This is a genomic window from Mesorhizobium maamorense (assembly GCF_044998965.1).
In the GTDB taxonomy this organism is placed as follows: Bacteria; Pseudomonadota; Alphaproteobacteria; order Rhizobiales; family Rhizobiaceae; genus Mesorhizobium.
In genome coordinates, this window is sequence record NZ_CP173356.1 from 809,117 (window position 1) to 824,531 (window position 15,415).

Consider the following 15,415-nt stretch of genomic DNA (forward strand, 5'->3'; position numbering starts at 1 on the left):
CTCCTTTCCCTCACAACCGGCAAGGAGAAGAACCGTTCCGCGCGTGGACGACGGCGCCCGGATCAATCTGCCTTCAATTACCGGCCACGTTCGTAGGTTCCGACGAGTTCTGCCTGCTCCAGCAAATGTTTTTGCGCCTCGTGCCAGATACGCTCCACGCCCGTGCTTGCGGGGATAGCAAGGTTCGGCGTGTCGAGCGCCGCCAGCCGGAAGTGGTAGTGATGGACACCGTGGCCCGCAGGCGGTTCAGGGCCGTCGTAATAGGCATTGCCGAAATCGTTCCGCGCTTGCCTGAGGGCCTGTGGACCCGGTCTGCCGCTTTCCGCTTCGGGCAACTCCTGCACCTCCGGCGAAATGTTGAACACCCCCCAATGGCCGAACATTCCGCTCGGCGCGTCGGGATCCTGGACGACAAGGACGAGGCTCTTTGTGCCGTCCGGTACCCCGGCCCACTTCAGAGGCGGAGATACGTTCTTGCCGTCACGAGTATAGGCTTCGGGGATCTCTCCGCCGTCGGCAAAGGCGGGGCTGCTGAGCGTCAGGGGCATGGTTCGCACTCCTTTGGGGGAACATTCGATCGCATCACCGCCGCCTCGCAAAGCGTGCCGGAATTGTTTGCGGCCATCGAATTGCTTGCGAGCACGTTCCGGCGCGGCTAAGCGCGCTGCGGCTCGAAAGGATTCTAAGATCCCGTCATAAGCGGCTTGAGGACGAATATGGCCAAGAGGCCAATAAAAAACACGGCGGCGATCACGACACCCCAGGTGATGAGCTTTCCGGTACCGCGTTGCTCTTCCTCGCGAGACAGGTCTTCCGGCATTGCGCGGATCCTCCTGTAAGGTTCGGTGATTTTAACAACCTGTTTTGTCGAGGTCCCGGCAGCCAAATCCAGAGCAGGACCCGCAGTTCAACTCGAACGCACCCCGCTCTGGACAGGAAGGCTGCCGGGCGCTTAGCGTCGGGCTGCCCCGCGGCTAAGCGGCTTTCTCAAGAGCCCGCTCATTGACCCCGCCTTCGCCTAAGCCTGTAAGCGCTTCATCGGTTGCCACTTCCTCTTTGAGCGTCTCGTTGAGGAGCTTGACCGCGTCGCTCTTGCCAAGCTGTTCAGCCCACGCGATCAACGTGCCGTAGCGTGCGATTTCATAGTGCTCGACCGCCTGTGCCGCTCCGACCAGTCCTGCATCCAATGCTGGGTCGCCCTTATAGTCGTCGAGAATCTCCGAACCCTCTTCGAGAATGCCGTCGATTGCCGGACAGGTCTTGCCGCGGGCTGGCTTGTCCATCAGGTCGAACACCTGTTCGAGGCGGTCGACCTGGCCTTCGGTTTCCACGCGATGTTTCTCGAACGCCGCCGCGACCTCCTCGGACTCGGCACCCTTGGCCATCTTGGGCAGCGCCTTTAGTATTTTCTTTTCGGCGTAATAAATATCCTTCAGCCCGTCGAGGAACAGGGCTTCCAGCCCTTTCGTCGCCGCCTTCTTCGCAGTCGCCATGTCTTCGTCTCCCTAAGGTTGTCATGAAAGCTCCACCACCGGTGTAGCTTTCCATAACCTTGAACACGGGCCGTTGTTCCCGCCGGATCGAGACAAAGACAAGGACGGCCGTATCTCACACGATCGCACTGTCCCAGCTGACATAGTGCGCATCGCTTGACGCTGGCTGCGGTCCAGCTACCTCTCACCAGCCGGCTGGAGAGAGTGCGTAGCGGGTTTTCGACCTTCTAGTCTAGGTTCGGCCCGCACGCGTGCTGGCGGCCTTCTGCGCTGCTTTCTTTCTTCCGGCAGCACCCTTGGTGCGGACCGCCTTGCGTGCGGCGGCGGACCGGCCTGCAGTGCCCTTCGTCTCCGAGGCTTTCTTGGCTGCGGCCGAGCGCTCCTCGGCCGTCCGGCGCGACGCCGCCTGCTTGGTCTGTCTTGAAAGCGCCTCATGGGATGCCGTGTTCTTCGGCTCGTGCTCGAGAACCTCGGAAACGGCCTTCGAGACCTTGGGGCTGCGTTTTGGCTTACGTTCGCCCTGGCCAACTTCATAGGCGTATTCGGCGCTCTTGCGGGTGCTCTCCTTGACGCTTCGTTTCTTGGGCGGAGGCGGGTCGACGCCTGCGCGGCGCGCCTCCGAAAGACCGATGGCGATCGCCTGCTTGGTCGAGCGCGCGCCGTGCTTGCCGCGACGGACCTTCTCGATCTCGTCATGCACGAATTCGCCGGCCTGCGTGGTGGGCGATTTACCTTCGCGCTTGTCTTTTTTCGCTTTCTCGATGGTTTTCTTATCCGGCATCGCTTTCTCCTCGTTGGATACAGCGGGACAGATGGCGGTGCGACGTCGCGACCTCCAGAAAACCTAACGCATCGATGGCGCGAATGATCCGGAGGAAAAGAGACTTTCTCCGGCGACAATCTACAGATCGGCCGGACGCCACGAGAGCGCCGACAGCGTCGCGAGACAGAGCGCGGCAAATACAATCGCGGTATTTACCGCATGAGAATATTCCCATTGCTGCCTCAGCGCTTCCCAGTTTGCGGGAATTGTCGTCCAGTTCTGCGTCGCCTGGTTGGCAGGGAGCGTCCAGACAACGAAGATCGCGAGCATGATCGCGAAACACAGCGCCGCAAGCAGGGCGAGCCAAAAGGGCCAAGCCTGTGAGCGCACGGAGATCGCCAACAATGCGTTCACGATCAGCGCGGCAGGCCAGAGCAATCCAAGGATCGCCCATCCGTAATAGATGCCTTGGACGGTGAAATATTCCGGCTGCGGCAGAGATATCTTGTTGGGGAGAGCTGCGAGATGGGCCCCTGCCGGGATGAGCGCGAGGGCCGAAATGACAATGGCGAGAAATTGCAGAACCCTGACTGTCATGGAAGCTTCTCCGCGGAATGATTTTTAACGCGCCGACGACCCAATCGATCTGGCTCTCTGATGAGGCGATGGCGTTGGCGCCGGCGTCACGCGGGCAGTTGGCGCAGGAACCATTGGATCGCGAGGTCCGCCACTTCTTCCATCGCGCCGGGCTCCTCGAACAGGTGCGTCGCAGCCGGAACGATGGCCAGCTCCTTTTCACACCGCAGCGCCGCGAACGCCGAACGGTTGAGCGCAATCACCTGCGTGTCTGCGCCGCCGACCACGAGCAGCGTTGGTGCCCGGACGCGGGGCAGGGCAGGTGCCGCAAGATCCGGACGCCCGCCGCGCGAGACGACGGCGGCCGCTCGATCCGGGCGCTCTGCCGCAGCCATCAGCGCCGCGGCAGCCCCTGTGCTCGCGCCGAAATAACCGACGCGCAGCGCCGACGTTTCCTCGAACATGTGCAGCCAGTCGGTAACCTGAACCAGTCGATCGGCGAGCAAGCGGATGTCGAACCGCAACTCGGCGGTAATCTGGTCGATACGCTCCTCTTCGGTCGTCAACAGGTCGATGAGCAACGTGGCGAGTTCCGCCTCGTTCAACCGTCCGGCCACATAGCGGTTGCGCGGGCTGTGCCGGCTGCTGCCGCTGCCGTGAGCGAAGAGGACGAGCCCACGGGCTTCCTGCGGCAGCGACAGGTTGCCCGCGAGCAATGCGCCGCCGGCGGGAACCTGCACGGCCTTCTCGTTTGTCTTCAGGACTGAGACCATGGCGATCTCCATCTCAACTGGATCGGTCCCTAAACCCCGAACGGATAGGTCTCCGCGGGCTCGCCGGCGTCCCATTGCGAGCTGCGCTCCAGCGGCTCAACCGCCCGCGTCTCGTCGAAATGCAGCAGCATGTCGAATTGCGCGGCAAGGTCGGCATGGAAGTAGTGGCTGGCCCGTTCGGTCTCAGGGCGGTAGATGACGCCGATCGCGCGCTCCAGGAGCCGTCGCGGCAGGGCTTCGCCGTCGCCGCGCAGATCCAGCTGGAAGCGATCAGCCGGGACTGCATGCAGCAGCGCCTCATAGCTGCGCGCTAGGGCAGGCCGGACAACCTTGCGCTCCGCGGGGCCGTCCCAGTTCGATGCCGCCGTCACCGTTCCTTGATACGTCGTGAAGCCGACGAGGAAGGCGTCGCGCTGATGCTTTTCGCGGATAAGCTGTCCGAGGTTGATCTCGCCATGCAGGCTCCTGTCTGTCGCCCTGGCGTCGCCGAGATGGGAGTTATGCGCCCAAACCACGATCTTCGGCGATCGCCCGAGCCGGCCGAGATGAGCGGTGAGAGCGTCGAACGTCTCGGCCATGTGCCGATCACGCAGGTTCCAGGTCGATTCGGGCGCCAGGAACATGGCGCGATAATAGGCCTCCGCATTCTTCACCAGGCGGGCGTTTTGCTGCGCCGCGAAGAGTTCGTCCGCGATGGCGCCTTCGCGTGGCTCGGCCTTCGCCGGGCGCCGCTTCAGCATCTCGACCAGCTGTGCGACCACAGCCTCCTGGCAAGATTTGTCGACCTCATTGCCGGCTATGAAGCCATAAGCCTGCGGGTCAGGGCCGAAATGATCGAAACAGGCATAGCGGCGACGCGCGATCTCCGCCGCGGCCGGGTCGGCCTTTTCGAGATAGCGCAGCACCGCCTTCATCGCGCCGTGCAGGGCATAAAGGTCGAGCCCATAGAACCCGACTCCCGGATTGCCCTTGCCGGGCGCTTCATTGTGCCGGCGCAGCCATTCGACAAAATCGACGACGACCCTGTTCCGCCACATCCAGGTCGGGAAGCGTCGGAAATCGGCGAGCGCCTCTTCGGCGTCGATATCCCCGCCTGTTCCCTGAACATAGCGGTTGACCCGGTATGTGTCGGGCCAGTCGGCTTCGACAGCGACGGCGGCAAAACCCTGCTCCTCGATCAGCCGCCGCGTGATCCGCGCGCGCTCCTCATAGAATTCGTGTGTGCCGTGCGAAGCTTCACCGAGCAACACAAAGCGCGCCTCGCCGATCGCCGCCAAGAGCTCGTCGTAGTCTCGCGCGTCTCCGGAGAGCCGAACGACGTGCTTGTGCAATCGGTTTGCCGTATTCTGCGGCGCATCGCGGCCGGACGGTGCGGTTGGTCGCCCCGCCTTGGCGAGAAGGGCGCGGACCTCGTCGTCGCTGGTTTGGGAGAAGTCTTCATACCAGCGCCCGACGCCGATGAGCGGCTGCGGCGTCGTCGCACAGACGACCTCGTCTGCCTCGCTCTCCATCGCCTCGCAGGTGTCGGGACTGCCGACCGGAACGGCCGCAACTATACGGGCAGGCCGCTTTTCGCGCAGCGCCCTGACCGCCGCGCGCATGGTCGACCCAGTGGCGAGCCCATCGTCCACGAGAATGACGATTCGATCCTCCACAAGGAGCGGTACCCGCTCGCCGCGATAGAGGTGCTCGCGGCGTAAAAGCTCCCTCTCCTCGCTGGCAGTGACCGCATCGATGACGTGGGCCGGCACAGCGAGGCCTTCCACGATCTCGTCGTTCAGGACGCGTACGCCGGAGGTCGCGATTGCGCCCATGGCCAACTCTTCGTAACCGGGAACGCCGAGCTTGCGCACGACGAAAACGTCGAGCGGTGCCTTCAATGCCTGTGCGACTTCGCAGGCGACAGGCACGCCGCCGCGCGGCAGCGCCAGCACGGTGACATCATCGCGCGCTGCGAAGTGGCCGAGCTTATCAGCGAGAACGCGTCCTGCCTCGCGACGATCCGAAAAGACAATAGTCATGATCTCAAGCCCAATATTTGCGCCGCGCCCACCCTTTGGGGTCCCGCTGCAAGGCTTTGATTGGCCGAGGCCACACGGGGCGGCAAGGCGTGGCGCAGGCACATCATTGGCGTGTTCGTCGCCAAGAGTTCGAGCGGCGGGCATTCCCAAGTCATCCACCACTGCGCCGATGCTCGGAAACGGCCTAATCCCCCAAGGGTTCCGTGTCGCTCCGGTGCGGCTAGTCCGGATCGCTCCAAAAGCGTTGCCTTTGTTTCCGGAGGGAACAAAGCGGCCTGCCGGAGATTGGGGCACGCAGGAGGAGTTTCCAATGGACAAGGAAGAACTCATAAAGCGACGAGCCTACGAGATCTGGGAGCGCGAAGGCCGCCCGCAGGGCCGAGAGCAGGAGCATTGGGACCAGGCCGTGCAGGAAATAGAGGCGGAAGGATCGGAAGCCGAGCGCGGTCCGGTAGTGCCCGATCCGACCATCGGCAGCGGGTCGGAGCCTCGAAGCTCCTGAAGCGACGTCAATTGCCGCCAAGGAGGAAAAATGCGTCGACCGACTGTTCATTCCGTCGACGCATTCGAGATGGCGTCTGGGTCAACGTCCGAGCAGCGCCCTGAGCCTGGCGAAGATATTGAAACCTTCGCCCATGGCGGCGCGCACGCGAACGGCGACCCACCCGGCTTTCATGGTCGCACCGACGTGGCAATCACAGACGATGTTGTGCAACTGCCAGTTGGACAGTTCGAAAAAGCGCTTTGCCTCTCCATAGGTGTCGCCTTCCAGACCCTGCGCCCGCAGTATCGGATCTTCGAACGCGACGCTGATGGGGGATTGCACGCAGTAGGCGTTTTCGCGCATGTCGGGGCTCATATATTCGGTGCCCGGAAGCGCTCCGAGGCGCCGTTCAGGATGACGCTCAAGAAGACTTGCCCAGCGCTCCAGGCGTTGGTTCCGCGTCATTGTCGGGCACACCGTATCAACTTCCGCGATTGCGTGTAGTTGTTCGAGTGTATGGGACTTCATGGTCAGCTCCTGTTGATCCAGGTTCCTCCCGCTTCAAGGTGAGTCGCGAGATCACGACAGCGCGCTCGCCGTCGCCGCGCTCCGAACTCTTTGTTGTCGCTGAAGTTCCATCATTTTGAGAATTTCAAGGCCGGTGCGCGGCAGCTCGGCAAACCCCGGGGCCGTTGCGTCACCTCGGTCGGTGCTGGGTCAACCCCTTCCAACGCCACGCTCCTGGCCCCGGCCGCCCTTCGGCGCAGGAGTGTCGGTGTTCAATGCTGGAGATCGTCGGGCGGCTCCTCCAGGCTCCTGCTGGGGTGAATTTCGTTCGAGAGGGGGATATCCATCGTGCAGATCACCTCGGCATCGGTGAAGCGCAGCGAGCCAGCTCCGCCGATCTCATAGGGCACCACCTTTTCGATCAGCTCGGATCCGAAGCCGCGTCGCGCAGGTATTGCTGCCGGACCATGCAGGTCCTCGATCCAGCGGATCTTCAGCTCCTGTCTGGCGGGCGTGCCACCCACTTTCCAGCTTACGCTGATTGATTTGTCGGCTGCCGACAGCGCGCCATATTTCATCGAGTTGGTGGCGAGTTCGTGGAACGCCAGGCCCAAGGTCTCCGCCGTCTTTCCGGACAAGGAAATATCCGGGCCATCTATGGTGAACTGATCTTCCGTCCGGCCGCCTTGGGACGCAAGCTCGTCAAGGACAAGCATGTCAAGCTGCACGGTGGCCGAGGCCGATCGCATCAGCACATTGTGCGTGCGTGCAAGCGCATTGATGCGGCCCTCGAGGTGAAAGGCATAGTCCTCGACATTGTCGCTGTTTTCAACCGACCGGCGAGCGATCGAACGGACAATGCTCAACGTGTTGCGAACGCGGTGCTGCAATTCGGCGGCAAATGCCTTCGTCGCCTGGAGGCGGTCGCGTGTGACCTGGAGTTCGGCTTCGAGCCGGGCGATATGACCGTCACGTTCGTCCATCTGTTCATCGACATGGCTGAGCCGCATCGACGCGGAAGCATCGCGTTCTTCGGCGGACACACCTTGCGGACGGGAGAATGTACCCGTGACGTCTTTCTTGGGAGGTCTTTTTCCAGCCACCTGTCAGTCTTTCAACCGTTCATCGATCATGCGCGGTGCCAAGCGCCTCGTCTCGTCGGCCTTTGGCTCGCGTTCACGCGCCCAGGATTGGCTTTCGTGCCGCCGCGCGCGGTTTTCAGCCGGCGAAAATGATACCGTCGAGCCGGCAGGAGCATTAATGCCGCCGCTGTCGGCAGAAATATGGAGGGCGATCGCAGCGGCCCAGCGGATCGATCGTACCTGCCGATCCGCCGATCAAATCGCGCTTGGCCATCGCTCGCTACCGCCTCCGGACACGCCGAACCGGCAGAAGCAGGCCAGGTTCCCTATGATGTTTCATTTTTGCGCTCCACTCGATGAGGCCGTGCCTGATCATGCAAAAGGCTCCCTGACGTCCAACAGATGAAGGTAATCAGGATTGAAAAAGGCCGCCGCCTCCAGTTTCGCCAGGTTCTTGATCGTTACAGTGCCGTTGTTGAACGAAATGAGGCCGTCGCGCCTGAGATCCTGAAGCGTACGGTTGATGTGCACGTTCGAAAGACCGAGCGTATCGCCCAGGGTCGCCTGGGTTACCGGTAGGGGATAGCTCTTGCCGGCCGTTTCACCAATTGCGTGAAGCCTGTGGAACAGCTCGCAAAAAAGGTGAGCCATCCGCTCATAAGCAGTCCGCTGGCCGATGTTGACGACCCATTCGCGGGTGATCGCCTCGTCGAGCAGCGTGGTCCACCAGAGCGCACGCGTAAGATTGGGATAGCTGTTGGTGAAGCCGAGGATGGCGCTCTGCGGGATCGCCGCAACCTTGGAGCGGCTGAGAGCACCGATCGAGTGGTCCATGCGCCGCAGCAGGAACACGTGAAGATCGCAAAGGTCGCCCGGCACCAAATAGGCAAGGATCTGTCGCCGACCGTCTTCGAGAATCTTGTAGCGGCAGGCAAATCCTTCGAGCAGCAGGTTGACCCCGCCTGTCCTGTCGCCCCTTTGGATGACGTCATCGCCGGCGGCGAATTCGGCGACCTTTGTTGTCGCGCTCTCGATGGCGTCGCATTCTTCCACGGACAGGACCGTGAAATTGGACAGCTTGCGGATAAGCGGGTGCCGCGCGGTCTTCGCTCTCAGGCCAACCGCCGGCTCGCTTCTCTCGTTCATCGCGTATCGTGTGCCGTCGCGGCAACGAACTCGACAATGCTGCCGAATTCCAGAGGCTTTTCAAATCGCCTGATCCCGCCGAGCTCTGCTGGTATGGCCGTCTGATCATAGCCGGTGGCGAAGGCGATCGGAACGCCTTTCGCCAACGACTCGCGGGCAATCTCGAATGTCTGCTCGCCGCGCAAGTTGATATCGAGAATCGCAAAATCGCATTGACCGCTGTTCAGCAATTCGATTGCGGGCTCGACCGTGGCGACCGGGCCGAGCACTATCGCCCCTTGTGTGACGAGAGCCTTACGCAGGTCATCGGCGAGAAAATATTCGTCTTCCACGATCAAAACGCGAATCCCGCCCAGAAAGGCTGATTTCGCCGCTTCCCCGTCCATTGTGCAAGAGCTCTCCCTTTGCAGCGGCCATCACTTGGGACACTACACCGCAACCCGCTGCACTCCCAGTTATATTTCCACCGATGCAGCGGAGGTGAACTCCAAAGCCACCGCCAGCCCCTATTCCTGAATCGACATCTTTTTCGTCTGCCGTTTTAACAATTGTGATGGCAGGTTTCGGTGTCCGTCAACACAGTGAGAAAAACGGGGAAATAAGGAGGAGGAACCGATGCCTGTGATCGATATGACCTCGAAGGAACTGATCCGGGCCATCGATCACTACATCAATTCCCGCAGAAATCTCGAATGGCCAATTTCCACGGCGCAGGCGGTGTCAGCCATCCGTTACGAACTGCCAGAATGCACTCTCTCCGACAAAGAACTGGCGGACATTGTTGCAAGCTCAGCAATTCAAAAGCATCGCAACATCGCATTTGACCTGCAGTCGTAGCCATGCTCATGCATGTCGCCCAAAACGCCTCGGTTTGGAACAAAGACATGCATGAAAACAGAAACCTGACACACGTCGCCCGCCTCGACGCATGCCGGGGCGGGCGCTTTGGAACATGCGGTCATTGAAGGACCTGGACGATTTTCCGGGTTTCCGGGTCGACCAGAACTGTTCGATTGTCGACCACGACGTAGCGGTATTTCACATCGGGAACTTCATGAAGTTCGACCGTATCAGGCACGGTGGATCCGACATTGAGTTCCACACCGGGCAGCTGGACCGAGGCCAGCGGCTGCTTCTTCACATACTCCTTGATAACGGTTTCTTGCTCCGGCTGGATGACCACATCTTGCGCCGCGGCCGCTCCGGCCCCCGCAAGAAACAGGATGCCCACTGCCGTTCCCAGTAGATATTTTTTCACTTCTGTCTCCATCAGATGTTGCGCAGGGCGCCGAGCCGACGACGCCACCGGCATTTCGGCAGGTGCGCCCCATGCGCCGAACTTCGCAAAATGCCGGCAGTTCCATCCGCTCCGGAATATATTGGCCTTCGGTGGAACAATCGCGGGGTGGCAAAGTTTTGCCGCGAAGGGACTGCCATCCTAGGAGACTTCCCATGAGAACCACTTTGATCACCAGCATGTTAGCGCTTACCCTCGGATGTGGGGCGGCAATCGCGCAGACCCAGCAGCAGTCGGGCGGAGCGGCCCAATCGGGTGGGGCAGACACTTGCGCAGCCGGCTCGGCCGATTGCCAGAAGGGCGGCAGCACCGAGCAGCAGACGCAAGGCAAGGCCGGCATGAAGACCGACGAGCAGGCGCAAGGCAAGGCGGGCGTAAAGACCGACGAGCAAGCGGAAGGCAAGGCGGGCATGAAGACCGACGAGCAGGCGCAAGGCAAAGCCGGAGCGAAGACCGATGAGCAGGCGCAAGGCAAGGCGGGCATGAAGACCGACGAGCAGGCGCAAGGCAAAGCCGGAGCGAAGACCGATGAGCAGGCGCAAGGCAAGGCGGGCGTAAAGACCGACGAGCAAGCGCAGGGCAAGGCGGGCGTAAAGACCGACCAGCAGGCGCAAGGCAAGCCCCGCATGAAGACCGACCAGCAGGCGCAGGGCAAAGCCGGCGCGACTACCGATCAGCAAGCGCAGGGCAAGGCCGGTATGACGACCGACCAGCAGGCGCAGGGCAAGGCCGGTACGACTACCGATCAGCAAGCGCAGGGCAAAGCCGGTACGACGACTGATCAGCAAGCGCAGGGCAAGGCCGGTACGACTACCGACCAGAGTTCAACCGCTTCAATCAACAATATATCCGTCGAGCAGAAGACCGAAATCACCAACGTCATCCGCGAGACGAAGGTGGAACCGGTCTCGAACCTCGACGTGGACATTTCGGTCGGCGTGAAAGTGCCGAAGCAGAAGGTGCGGCTGCATCGACTTCCGCACCGGATCGTCGAAATCGTTCCTGCCTATGAGAGCTATGAATATTTCCTTCTGGCCGATGGCAGGATTGTTATTGTCGATCCGAACTCATATGAGATCGTCGCTATCCTGAGTTAGGAACCGAGCCGACTAACAAAAGCCCGCTCTCCATCGAAAGCGGGCTTTTGCGGCGCCTTCGGGCTCGAAAAATGCCAGTCGTGCGTCCCCTATTCACTCCGCTGCCATGTCGGGTGCCCGGCTTCGTACCGGGCCTAGCGCGTCGGCGTTCTGCACCAGTGCGCGCATGTAGCCCAATGCGAAGGCCTTGCCGGCGTGCCATGGCGCGTCGCAGGCCATCTCAGGCGTGTGATCGGGTATCATGACGCCTTGATAATTCTCGTCGCGCAGAATGCGCACGATCTCGGCCATGTCGATGTCGCCGTCGTCGACGAAGGTTTCGTGATATTTCGGCACTTTGCCCCGCACATTGCGGAAATGGATATAGCCGATGCGGCCACGCCGCGCGAAACGGCGCACATGACTGTAGATCTCCTCGGCCTGCGGCATCTCCTGCAGCGAGCCGAGGCAGAGCTCCAGCCCGTTGGCGGGCGAGTCGACGATATCCATCAGCCGGTCATATTTCTGCGGCCGGTTGACGAGGCGCGCCGTGCCGCGCAGCGCCTCGGCGGGTGGATCGTCCGGATGCGCAGCCATCACGACGCCGGCCTCTTCGGCCACCGGTACGATTTCGCGCAGGAAGACACCAAGCCGTTCCCACAGTTCTTCTTGCGAGACCCTGACAGGCGCGGCGCCGGCTCGGCCCGGCCGGTAGCGCATATTCCAGACCACTCCGTCGGGCAGCGGCAGGTCGGGATCGATGTCGGACAAATCGAGCCCCACGGACATGGCGTCGCCGCGCGCGAATGGCCCGCGCTGCCAGCCCCACACGCCCGCGATCGAGAAGTTGTAGCCTATGCAGGGAATGCCGGCCCGGCCGGCGTCACGCACCAGGCGCTTGAGGCCGTCGAGCTGCCTCGACCGATCGGGGCCGCCGAGCAGCACGTCGGACCAGAAGCGCGGCGACAGGTTTTCGATGCCGGCGATCTCCAGGCCGTTGTCGCGTACGGTTTTCACCAGTCCGGTGAAATCCTCGTAGCTCCACAATCCATCCGTCGAACAATCGCCCCAGCCATCCGTTTCGGTGCCGGCCGACAGCGAGGGATCGCGGCCGCGAAAATAGTTGGTGAGATGCGCAACGACATGCGTTGCGCCGGCCTGCCGGGCAAAACGGAAATTCTCCGGCGTCAGCGAATCGCGATAGAGGCCAAGTCCGATCTTCATGTCGCCCTACTTGACGCCGATGCCAGCGGTGAGGCCGCCATCGATCTTGTAATCAGCGCCGGTGCAGAAGCCGGCTTTCGATGAACACAGGAAAGCGATGAGTTCCGCCACTTCCTCCGGCTCGCCGATACGGCCGAGCGGATGGGCGGCGCCGAAGCGCCTGTAGGCTTCTTCGACATCGGCGTCGCTGCCATTGTCGCCACGCGCCGCCTTCTCGAGGATTGGCGTGCGGATCGAGCCCGGGCTGACCGAATTGACCCGGATGCCGGCCGCGGCATAGTCGAGCGCCAGCGAACGCGTCAACGTGTGGATGGCGCCCTTGGTTGTGGCATAGGCTGCGACGTTCTGCTGGCAGGCGAACCCCTGCACCGAGGCGACATTGACGATGGCACCGCCGCCTCGGCGGATCATTTCGGGAATGCCGAAATGCGCGGTCAGGTAGATCGACCCGACATTGACCGTCATCGCCCGGTTCCAGGTTTCCCAGTCGGTGGTGGTCGTCGTGCCGTAGGGGTGGACCGCCGCCGAATTGACGATGATGTCGATGCCGCCGAACCTCGCGACGCCCGCTGCGACCGCGTCGCGCACCTGGTCGGAAACGGAGACATCCACCGTTTGCACCAGCGCATTCGCTCCGGCCTTGGCGAGGCTCTCCTGCATGGCGGCATTGGCCGCCCGGTCGATGCCGCAGGCGATGATCGCAGCGCCGCCTTGCGCCAGGCGACTCGCAGTGGCGAGCGCGATGCCGGTCGTGCCGGTGATCAGCGCCACCTTGTTCTCAAAATCAGACATGATGCAAATCCTTGGAAGATGCCGGACCCGGATGCACCGGGTTTGCCGCCGACATACGGGCGTTTTCGAGGTCGTCGGGAACGAAGCGCAAGCCGAAATCGAGATGCCGGCTCATCAGGTAGCAGTAGGCAATGCGGTCGCGCGCGCGCAGTGCCGCGATGATCTCGCCATGCGCGTGGCGTGTTTCGCTCAGCACCGGCCGGATGGATTTGCCGACGGTCATGATGTGCAGGATGACCGGCGACAGGAACTGATAAGTCTGCACCAGCATGCGGTTGCCGGCGAGCTTCATCAGCGCCAGATGGAAATCGAAATCGCGTTGCGCGGCTTCCTGGACATCCTTGCTGGTCTCGATCAGGCCATTGACCTCGTCCAGGGCTTCAAGTTCGGCGGCGCTGGCATTGAGGATGATGTGGTCGCCGACGCTCACTTCGATGATGCGGCGAAATCCTTGTATGTCGTGAAAGGACGTTTTCGATATGTCCATTTGCGCGGCGAAAAAATTCTGGATCGCGACATTCTGGCGATCGGCGAGCACCGCGCCGACGCGCGGCTTGGGATCGATCAGCCCATAGGTTCGGATGGTGCGCAGCGCCTCGCGTATCGTGTTGCGGCTGGCGCCGAACAGTTCGCCAAGCTCCCGTTCGGTGGGCAGCACATCGCCGATGGACATGGCGCGATTGCGGATGAGGTCGAGGATCTGCCGCACGGTCTGGTCGACGGCGGAACTGCTGATCCCGGCTTCGTCTGCCGCCTCCATCGAATCGTGGCTCGCCTGTTCCACCGCAGAACTCCTTGCTATTTGTTGGACCACCCTAGGGCTCGATCCACAGGAAATCAACTGTATGGCGACGGAAAGGTTCTGTTGACAGGCTTGTGGTCCGACAATATGGTCGCCGCCAACCCTGAGGAGGCTTCATGGAACAGTGCTGGCGCTGGTATGGTCCCGATGATCCGGTGACGCTTGAACATGTCAGGCAGGCCGGCGCCACCGGCGTTGTCTCCGCGTTGCACCAGATCTATGACGGCCGCGCCTGGCCTGAGGCCGATGTGCTCGAGCGCAAGCGGATCATCGAGGCGGCTGGCCTGAAATGGTCGGTCGTCGAGAGTATTCCGGTGCACAATTCCTTCAAGATCGGCGCGCCCGAGCGCGAGCGCTATGCCGGCTACTACCGCGACAGCATCCGGGCGCTCGCCAAGGCCGGCATCGAGACGATCTGCTACAATTTCATGCCGGTGGTGGACTGGACCCGCACCGACCTAATGTATCGCCTGCCGACAACCGGCTATGCGCTGCGCTTCGATGCGATCGATTTCGCGGCCTACGATCTTTTCGTGCTGCAGCGCAAGAACGGTGCGGCAAGCTATACGCCGGCGCGTACCGCCGAGGCCGAGAAGCGGCTGAAGATGCTGACGCCAGAGCAGATCGACCGCATCGAGCGCAACCTCATTGCCGGCCTGCCGGCGACCGAACGCAGCTATAACAGGGACAGTTTTCGCGAAGCCCTGGCTGAATACGATTCGATCGGGCCGAAGGAGTTGCGCGACAACCTCGCCTGGTTCCTGCGCGAGATCATTCCGGCGGCCGAAGAGGAGGGGGTGCGCATGTGCATCCATCCCGACGACCCGCCATTCTCGCTCTACGGCCTGCCGCGCGTGGTTTCGACGGCACAGGACGCGCGTTTCATCCTCAACGCCGTCGACAGTCCCGCCAATGGACTGACCTTCTGCACCGGCTCCTATGGCACGCGCGCCGACAACGACATCGTCGCCATGGTCAAGGAATTCGCCGACCGCATCCATTTCGTCCACCTGCGCAACATCACCATCGAGGAGGACGGCTCGTTCTATGAAGCCGAGCATCTCGAAGGCGGCACCGACATGGCGCACGTCATCCTCGCTCTGATGCAGGAAGAAAAGCGCCGTCGCGAGCAAGGCCGGGCCGACTGGCAAATCCCGATGCGGCCGGACCATGGGCATCTGCTTGCCGACGACATCGGCAAGAAAAAGATCAACCCCGGCTATTCGCTTATCGGACGGCTCAAGGGGTTGGCTGAACTGCGCGGCATCATGCGCGCCGTGGAGCGTTTCGATCTGGCTTGAACCCTGCATCGGCCAGTCGGGAGGATGTGTGCGCTTGCGCAAATGAAAACAAGTTGCGCATATGAAAAATGGTGCTAG

19 protein-coding genes and 1 pseudogene are annotated in these 15,415 nt (G+C 61.9%); 4 read left to right on the top strand and 16 right to left on the bottom strand.

The window, feature by feature from the left end; translation table 11 throughout:
* Nucleotides 1-77: 77 nt before the first annotated feature.
* From ACIU1A_RS04290 to ACIU1A_RS04320, 7 genes are all read right to left on the bottom strand, one after another.
* Nucleotides 78-548 carry a YbhB/YbcL family Raf kinase inhibitor-like protein gene (locus tag ACIU1A_RS04290; RefSeq protein WP_140555662.1) on the bottom strand — a complete coding sequence of 157 codons (471 nt, stop codon included), beginning with the start codon at nt 546-548 and terminating at the stop codon, nt 78-80.
* A 134-nt stretch (nt 549-682) separates the two neighbouring features.
* Nucleotides 683-820, bottom strand: coding sequence for a hypothetical protein (locus tag ACIU1A_RS04295; RefSeq protein ID WP_181167175.1), 138 nt, complete (start codon nt 818-820; stop codon nt 683-685).
* A gap of 154 nt (nt 821-974) precedes the next feature.
* The gene (locus tag ACIU1A_RS04300) at nt 975-1,493 is read right to left on the bottom strand and encodes a ferritin-like domain-containing protein (RefSeq protein ID WP_140497458.1); all 519 of its coding nucleotides are present in this window, start codon (nt 1,491-1,493) and stop codon (nt 975-977) included.
* Nucleotides 1,494-1,725: 232 nt separating this feature from the next.
* Complete coding sequence (locus ACIU1A_RS04305) at nt 1,726-2,274, bottom strand: DUF6496 domain-containing protein (protein WP_404926693.1); 549 nt, start codon at nt 2,272-2,274, stop codon at nt 1,726-1,728.
* A gap of 120 nt (nt 2,275-2,394) precedes the next feature.
* On the bottom strand, nt 2,395-2,853 hold the full coding sequence (locus ACIU1A_RS04310) for a DUF1772 domain-containing protein (protein ID WP_140515222.1): 459 nt from the start codon (nt 2,851-2,853) through the stop codon (nt 2,395-2,397).
* Nucleotides 2,854-2,939: 86 nt separating this feature from the next.
* Nucleotides 2,940-3,605: a dienelactone hydrolase family protein gene (locus ACIU1A_RS04315; RefSeq protein ID WP_140564410.1), complete on the bottom strand. Its 666-nt coding sequence runs from the start codon at nt 3,603-3,605 to the stop codon at nt 2,940-2,942.
* 29 nt (nt 3,606-3,634) lie between these two features.
* Nucleotides 3,635-5,626: an erythromycin esterase family protein gene (locus ACIU1A_RS04320; protein ID WP_404926694.1), complete on the bottom strand. Its 1,992-nt coding sequence runs from the start codon at nt 5,624-5,626 to the stop codon at nt 3,635-3,637.
* A gap of 310 nt (nt 5,627-5,936) precedes the next feature.
* Between ACIU1A_RS04320 and ACIU1A_RS04325 the strand changes: the two genes are divergently transcribed.
* Nucleotides 5,937-6,128: a DUF2934 domain-containing protein gene (locus ACIU1A_RS04325; RefSeq protein WP_140553408.1), complete on the top strand. Its 192-nt coding sequence runs from the start codon at nt 5,937-5,939 to the stop codon at nt 6,126-6,128.
* Between the two features lie 81 nt (nt 6,129-6,209).
* On the opposite strand, the gene ACIU1A_RS04330 is transcribed toward ACIU1A_RS04325, so the two are convergent.
* The 5 genes and pseudogenes from ACIU1A_RS04330 to ACIU1A_RS04350 form a co-directional block, all read right to left on the bottom strand.
* On the bottom strand, nt 6,210-6,638 hold the full coding sequence (locus ACIU1A_RS04330; protein WP_140515225.1) for a hypothetical protein: 429 nt from the start codon (nt 6,636-6,638) through the stop codon (nt 6,210-6,212).
* Between the two features lie 251 nt (nt 6,639-6,889).
* A complete protein-coding gene (locus tag ACIU1A_RS04335) occupies nt 6,890-7,231 on the bottom strand; it encodes a hypothetical protein (protein WP_404928100.1) in 342 nt (113 codons plus the stop codon).
* 90 nt (nt 7,232-7,321) lie between these two features.
* Nucleotides 7,322-7,627, bottom strand: a pseudogene (locus ACIU1A_RS04340) (HWE histidine kinase domain-containing protein); the annotation flags it as partial.
* Nucleotides 7,628-8,071: 444 nt separating this feature from the next.
* Nucleotides 8,072-8,845 (bottom strand): Crp/Fnr family transcriptional regulator, encoded by a 774-nt coding sequence (locus ACIU1A_RS04345; RefSeq protein ID WP_140497473.1) that lies wholly within the window; start codon nt 8,843-8,845, stop codon nt 8,072-8,074.
* Entirely contained in the window at nt 8,842-9,231 is a 390-nt protein-coding gene (locus ACIU1A_RS04350) for a response regulator (protein ID WP_140497475.1), read from the bottom strand. Before ACIU1A_RS04350 ends, ACIU1A_RS04345 begins: the two co-directional genes overlap by 4 nt.
* A gap of 229 nt (nt 9,232-9,460) precedes the next feature.
* On the opposite strand from ACIU1A_RS04350, the gene ACIU1A_RS04355 reads away from it, so the two are divergent.
* A complete protein-coding gene (locus ACIU1A_RS04355) occupies nt 9,461-9,682 on the top strand; it encodes a hypothetical protein (protein ID WP_140497477.1) in 222 nt (73 codons plus the stop codon).
* A gap of 121 nt (nt 9,683-9,803) precedes the next feature.
* On the opposite strand, the gene ACIU1A_RS04360 is transcribed toward ACIU1A_RS04355, so the two are convergent.
* Nucleotides 9,804-10,103: a DUF1236 domain-containing protein gene (locus tag ACIU1A_RS04360; protein WP_404926695.1), complete on the bottom strand. Its 300-nt coding sequence runs from the start codon at nt 10,101-10,103 to the stop codon at nt 9,804-9,806.
* Nucleotides 10,104-10,297: 194 nt separating this feature from the next.
* Between ACIU1A_RS04360 and ACIU1A_RS04365 the strand changes: the two genes are divergently transcribed.
* A complete protein-coding gene (locus tag ACIU1A_RS04365; RefSeq protein WP_404926696.1) occupies nt 10,298-11,239 on the top strand; it encodes a DUF1236 domain-containing protein in 942 nt (313 codons plus the stop codon).
* A 93-nt stretch (nt 11,240-11,332) separates the two neighbouring features.
* On the opposite strand, the gene ACIU1A_RS04370 is transcribed toward ACIU1A_RS04365, so the two are convergent.
* Genes ACIU1A_RS04370 through ACIU1A_RS04380 form a run of 3 tightly spaced genes read right to left on the bottom strand, consistent with a single transcriptional unit; the run spans nt 11,333 to nt 14,018 of the window.
* Nucleotides 11,333-12,442, bottom strand: a complete 1,110-nt coding sequence (locus tag ACIU1A_RS04370; RefSeq protein WP_140673601.1) for a mannonate dehydratase — start codon at nt 12,440-12,442, stop codon at nt 11,333-11,335.
* 6 nt (nt 12,443-12,448) lie between these two features.
* Nucleotides 12,449-13,234 (bottom strand): SDR family NAD(P)-dependent oxidoreductase, encoded by a 786-nt coding sequence (locus tag ACIU1A_RS04375; RefSeq protein ID WP_404926697.1) that lies wholly within the window; start codon nt 13,232-13,234, stop codon nt 12,449-12,451.
* The gene (locus ACIU1A_RS04380) at nt 13,227-14,018 is read right to left on the bottom strand and encodes a FadR/GntR family transcriptional regulator (RefSeq protein ID WP_224671760.1); all 792 of its coding nucleotides are present in this window, start codon (nt 14,016-14,018) and stop codon (nt 13,227-13,229) included. The genes ACIU1A_RS04375 and ACIU1A_RS04380 overlap by 8 nt, the downstream gene beginning before the upstream one ends.
* A gap of 134 nt (nt 14,019-14,152) precedes the next feature.
* On the opposite strand from ACIU1A_RS04380, the gene uxuA reads away from it, so the two are divergent.
* Nucleotides 14,153-15,337 carry a mannonate dehydratase gene (gene uxuA, locus ACIU1A_RS04385; protein ID WP_404926698.1) on the top strand — a complete coding sequence of 395 codons (1,185 nt, stop codon included), beginning with the start codon at nt 14,153-14,155 and terminating at the stop codon, nt 15,335-15,337.
* Nucleotides 15,338-15,415: the final 78 nt, after the last annotated feature.